The sequence below is a fragment of the Micromonospora echinofusca genome (genome assembly GCF_017614955.1).
Classification (GTDB): Bacteria; Actinomycetota; Actinomycetes; order Mycobacteriales; family Micromonosporaceae; genus Micromonospora; species Micromonospora echinofusca_A.
In genome coordinates this window covers 1-5,520 of record NZ_WVUH01000419.1, presented here as the reverse complement: position 1 = coordinate 5,520, position 5,520 = coordinate 1, and the positions used below count along the sequence as shown (strand labels likewise).

The window sequence follows — 5,520 nt, the reverse complement described above, 5'->3', positions numbered from 1 at the left end:
CCTTTGCTCTGCTTCAGTCACGGCTACACCGGGACCGGAAAACTGTCGCCTCCGCTGAAGCAGAGCAAAGGCCGGCCGGCGGGGTGGCTGGTGGGGCTGATGCCTGCTGGCTGGTGAGGCTGCTGGCTTGCTGCGGAACCCGGCCTGACCGCCCGGGGTCGGGCAGCCACAACCTGGAAGCGATTCACTTCACTGCCGTCCGGACGCTTGGCGGGGTGCCGCGCAGGGAAACGCTAGGCACCACCTGCCGCACGGCGGGCCGTGCGAGGGGTGGGTGGCGTGGAACCGGTGGATGTGGCATTCGCTCTGGTCGGTGTGGGGGCGCTACTGGCCGGCATCCTGCCCAGGGTGCTGGAGCACCGCCCGCTGTCCATGCCGATCGCCTTCCTGGCGTTGGGCATGGCGGTGTGGCTGCTGCCGGTCGGCCTGCCCGACCCGGACCCGCTGCGGTACCCCGACATCGCCACCCATCTGACCGAGATCGGGGTGATCGTCGCCCTGATGGGCGCCGGCCTGAAGATCGACCGCCCGTTGGGCCGACGCCGCTGGTCGTCGACGTGGCGGTTGCTGGCCATCGCGATGCCGCTGAGTATCGCGGCGGTCGCCCTGCTCGGCTGGGCATGGGCCGGGCTGGTACCGGCCGCCGCCCTGCTGCTCGCCGCCGCACTCGCCCCCACCGATCCGGTCCTCGCCGCGGACGTCCAGGTCGGCGAACCCACCGACGTGGAGGACTCCGAGGACGAGGTGCGCTTCGCGCTGACCAGCGAAGCCGGCCTCAACGACGGACTGGCGTTCCCGTTCGTCTACGCGGCCATCGCCATCGCCACGACCAGCCTCGCTCCCGGCGACTGGTTCGGTCGCTGGCTGAGCGTCGACGTGCTCTACAAGGTGGGCATGGGTGTGGCGGGTGGCCTGCTGATCGGCTGGCTGCTCGGCAAGCTGTTCTTCCGCGCCCCGTCCGAGCTGCGGCTGGCCCGGCACGCCGAGGGCTTCCTCGCCCTGGCCGCCACGTTCCTGGCGTACGGGCTGGTGGAGGTGGTCGGTGGCTACGGCTTCCTGGCAGTGTTCTGCGCCGCCCGGGCGATCCGGGCCGCCGAGCGGTCCCACGAGTTCCACAACGTGCTGCACGACTTCGCCGAGCAGATCGAGCGGCTGCTCACCGTACTGCTGCTCCTGCTCTTCGGGGGCGCCGTGGTCGGCGGTCTGCTGGCCCCGCTGACCTGGCAGGCGGCGCTGGTCGGCCTGGCCCTGGTCTTCGTCTTCCGGCCGGTGTTCGGTTGGCTCTCGTTACGCGGGGCACCCGGACGCCCCGCCGAGCACTGGGTGATCTCCTTCTTCGGCATCCGGGGCGTCGGCTCGTTCTACTACCTCGCCTACGCCACCGCCAAGGCCGACTTCCCCCAGGCCGACCTGGTGTGGGCGACGGTGGGACTGGTGGTCATCGTGTCGGTGGTGCTGCACGGCATCGCCGCCACCCCGGTCATGCAACTGCTGGACCGGAAGGGCCAACGGACGGGCGAACAGCCCGCCGGCGGGGACGGCGGCCGGTCAGCCGGGCGAGGCGAGCGCGAACCCGCCCTCGGCGGTACCGGCTGACCCCGGGGTGCCCCCGGGGCGGGTCAGGTGCAGCCGGATCGTCGTCGACCCCTCGTCGGTGTGGATCTCGACCAGGTCGCAGAGCTGGTTGACCAGGACCAGCCCGCGCCCCCGGTCGCTACGGTGTGACGGCGGGATCCGGCCGGCGAGCCGGTCGGTGAGCACGCTGGCACCGGTGACCTCGCAGACCAGGGCCGCCGGCTCGACCCACACGCGCAGGGTCGCCGGCGTCGGCGCGTGGGTGAGTGCGTTGGTGGCCAGCTCGGTGACCGCGATCCGCAGGTCGTCCACCCGCTCCGGGGACAGTCCGGCCCCGGTCGCGGCGGCACCGACCAGGGCCCGGGCGGCGGACAGGCCGGTGGCGTCGAAGCGCAGGTCGGCGACCGGGCCGTCCGGCGCGGCCAGCGGACGGTTGAACCCGTCGACCACCGCCTCCGGCGTGGTGTAGTGCGGGCTGGTCGTGGTCACCCCGTCCCGGACCAGCACCGGATGGGTACGGGCCGCGTCGGTCAGGGCCACCTCGTCGAGCCCGACCGCGTCGTACGGGCAGAGGATCACGGCGGGCCGATCGGCGAAGGCGATGTTGATCAGAGCCTCGTGCTGTACGCAACGCGGGTACTCCACCGCCGACCGTCCCGGCCAGATCGGCTCCCCGACGATGCGGACCGACCGGTCGCGGTGCCGGTCGAGGAAGGCGTGCAGCACCCCGGGGATGATCCGGCCGGGGTTGCGCCCCGCCTCGGTCATGTCGACGAAGGTCACCGGAGCGTCCGCGCCGACCAGGGGCCGGAGCAGGTCGAGCCGGTGGCCGGGTACCGCGATCAGGGCCGGTTCGGCGGCGGCCAGCCCGGCGGTGACGAACCCGCCGACCCCGGCGACGTAGTCGCTGTCCCCCGTGTAGAACAGGGCCTCGTGCCGCAGCCCGCCGAATGCCGACGACCCACCCGGGTCAGCCTGCATGCCGACATCGCTGATCGTCCACCGGCCAGGTCACGTTCACCCACCTCCACCCCGCACGATACTTCCCCGGTCCGACCGGTGGCAGGCCGAGATCGGCCACCCGACTCTGCGTACCGTCGGCACCGTCGCCGCCGTGCGCGCCGGTCACCGGTCGGGACTCCGGGTCAGCCGGCGGGCGTACCGAGCCGGTCCGCGATGGCCCGGCCGAGGGCCCGCCCCGACAACCACGCGGTCTGCACCCGGGACGGGCCGAAGGCGTCCCCGGCCAGGCCGATGCCGTCGTCGTCGAGGTGGTACGCACCGTCGACCGGGGTCTCCGGCCGGGCGTACGTCCACCGGTGCACGTGGATGTGCGCCGCCGGCTCGGGCAGGCCCAGCAGGTCCCGCACCGCCCGCTCGATCGCCGGACCGGCCGCCGTCGGCTGGGGCAGGTGCTGCCCGGCGAACCCGGCCGTGGTGTGCGCCACCAGCACCGGCGCGCCGTCACCCCGGCGGTCCCCGTCGTCGCAGACGGTGGTGAGCAACGGGTGGTCGTTGACGAACGCCCCGGCGAAGTCCACCCAGCAGCGACGGGGGAAGCGCAGCACGGCGGTGAGCGTCGGAAGCCAGCGCTGCTCCTGCGCCGCCCGGGTCGCCGCCATCAGGTTCGGGTCGAGCAGCCACGCGGCCTGCGGACCGGGCATCGCCAGTGCCACCGCGCCGACCGGCGTACCGTCCACCGACGGCCCCGGCCCCACCATGGTCACCAGGCGGTCGGTGACCACCGGCAGGTCGTCGGCCAACGCCTCCAGCAACGAGCGCAGGCCACGGGGTGCCGCCCAGCGCATCGGGCCGGTGACCGTACGCCGGCCGTCGGCACCGTAGGAGACGAAGGTGTCGGTCCACTCGCGGGCCAACCCGGCCGCCCGCCAGCGCTCCACCACGGCACCGAAATCCGGGTCGCTGACCGTGAAGTAGGCCGCGCCGAGGTCGGCGGGACGCCCGTCGAACCGTTTGCTGGCCATCCGGCCCCCCGGCACCCGGCCGCGTTCCCGGACCTGCACCGGGACACCGGCGTCGACCAGCACCCGCGCACAGGACAGGCCGGAGATGCCCGCGCCCACCACCACGACCCCGGCCCGTTCGGTACTCATCGGATGATCGTATCGGCCGAGGCCCCTCGGTCCGGGGCACGGATCGCCCGGCCCGGGAGCAGTTCGGGCGCGGGTGCGCGCCGGCCCGCCGTCCGGGACGGTCACCCGCAGGGGTCCGGTGGATCAGGACGACGCCGGGCGTGGCGGGAGGCGGTGCAGTTCGACCCGGTCGAGCCGCCCCGCCGTGACCCGGGCGGTCAGGAAGGTCGCGTACGGCTGCGCCCGCCGGTCGGTCGGCGAGCCGGGATTGAGCAGGCGCAGGCCACCCGGGGCGACGCTGTCCCACGGTATGTGCGAATGACCGAAGACGAGCAGGTCACAGTCGCCGAAGGTCCGGGCGCAGCGCGCCTCCCGGCCGGTGCGCGGGCCGGTCTCGTGCACCACCGCCAGCTTCAACCCGGCCAGCTCGACCCGGGCCACCTCGGGCAGCCGGGCACGCAGGGCGGGGCCGTCGTTGTTGCCGTACACCCCGATCAGCCGTCGGGACCGTGCGGTCAGCCGGTCGAGCAGGTCCGGCTCCACCCAGTCACCGGCGTGCACCACCACGTCGGCGTCCCCGATCGCCTGCCAGAGCGGTCCGGGCAGGTCGCGGGCGCGTTTGGGGACGTGGGTGTCGGCGGTGATCACCATCAGCACACCGTCGATTCTCGCAGCCGACCGGGTCCGCCGGCGGCCGTTCATCGACGTCCACCGTCGGCCCGGTCGACGCCGGCCCGCCGACCGGTCGATGCGCCGGTTCTCCGGAAGTACGTCGTCAGCTCTTCACCTGCCGGCAACAAAGCCGTACCTTGGGAGATTACGTGGGAGCGCTTCCATCAAGATGTCTCGATCGATCCGAGGAGTCGTACCGTGCGAACCCGATCAACCGCCATCGGCGCGGGCGTGGCCGCAGCCGCGCTCGCGGTGGCCACCGCCGTGGGCGTCGGCCCCCTGCAACCCTCCCCCGCCGCCGCTGCGGACTCCGCCTTCTACGTCGACCCGCAGACCTCGGCCGCGAGGTGGGTCGCCGCCAACCCCGGCGACTCCCGCGCCGCGGTGATCCGCGACCGGATCGCCAGCGTGCCGCAGGCCCGCTGGTTCACCACCACCAACACCTCGACCGTCCGGGCCGAGGTGGACGCGCTGGTCGGCGCCGCCGCCGCAGCCGGCCGGATCCCGATCCTGGTGGTCTACAACATCCCCAACCGGGACTGCAGCGGCGCCAGCGGCGGCGGCGCCCCGGACCACAACACCTACCGGCAGTGGGTCGACCAGGTGGCCGCCGGACTCGCCGGCCGCCCCGCCACCATCGTCCTGGAGCCGGACGTGCTCCCGCTCATGACCAGTTGCCAGAACGCCGGCCAGCAGGCCGAGACCAGGGCTTCGATGGCGTACGCCGGCAAGAAGCTCAAGGCCGGCTCGGCCCAGGCCCGGGTCTACTTCGACGCCGGGCACTCCGCCTGGCTCGCCCCCGCCGAGATCGCCGCCCGACTGAACGGCGCGGACATCGCCAACAGCGCCGACGGCATCTCGGTCAACGTGTCGAACTACCGGACGACCGCCGAGGCGGTCCCGTACGCCAAGGCCGTCATCGCGGCGACCGGGGTCTCCCGGTTGAAGGCCGTGATCGACACCAGCCGCAACGGCAACGGACCGGCCGGCTCGGAGTGGTGCGACCCGGCCGGACGGGCCATCGGTACCCCCAGCACCACCGCCACCGGTGACGCGGCGATCGACGCCTACCTGTGGGTCAAGCTGCCGGGCGAGTCCGACGGCTGCATCGCACCGGCCGGGCAGTTCGTCCCGCAGCGGGCCTACGACCTGGCCATCGCCGCCGGCCCCACCACCCCGC

Annotated in this window: 5 protein-coding genes; 2 read left to right on the top strand and 3 right to left on the bottom strand. The window is 73.6% G+C overall.

Annotated features, from left to right (window positions below; all coding sequences use genetic code 11):
* Positions 1-279 precede the first annotated feature (279 nt).
* On the top strand, positions 280-1,596 hold the full coding sequence (locus tag GSF22_RS29975) for a cation:proton antiporter (RefSeq protein ID WP_208817274.1): 1,317 nt from the start codon (positions 280-282) through the stop codon (positions 1,594-1,596).
* On the opposite strand, the gene GSF22_RS29970 is transcribed toward GSF22_RS29975, so the two are convergent.
* The 3 genes from GSF22_RS29970 to GSF22_RS29960 form a co-directional block, all read right to left on the bottom strand.
* On the bottom strand, positions 1,549-2,556 hold the full coding sequence (locus GSF22_RS29970) for an anti-sigma factor RsbA family regulatory protein (RefSeq protein WP_208817273.1): 1,008 nt from the start codon (positions 2,554-2,556) through the stop codon (positions 1,549-1,551). The genes GSF22_RS29975 and GSF22_RS29970 overlap by 48 nt on opposite strands.
* A 164-nt stretch (positions 2,557-2,720) precedes the next feature.
* Complete coding sequence (locus tag GSF22_RS29965) at positions 2,721-3,689, bottom strand: NAD(P)/FAD-dependent oxidoreductase (protein WP_208817272.1); 969 nt, start codon at positions 3,687-3,689, stop codon at positions 2,721-2,723.
* 123 nt (positions 3,690-3,812) lie between these two features.
* The gene (locus tag GSF22_RS29960) at positions 3,813-4,325 is read right to left on the bottom strand and encodes a metallophosphoesterase family protein (RefSeq protein WP_208817276.1); all 513 of its coding nucleotides are present in this window, start codon (positions 4,323-4,325) and stop codon (positions 3,813-3,815) included.
* Positions 4,326-4,538: 213 nt separating this feature from the next.
* Here GSF22_RS29960 and GSF22_RS29955 point away from each other — a divergent pair.
* The coding region (locus GSF22_RS29955) for a glycoside hydrolase family 6 protein (RefSeq protein ID WP_307804450.1) at positions 4,539-5,520 on the top strand (982 nt) is incomplete at its 3' end.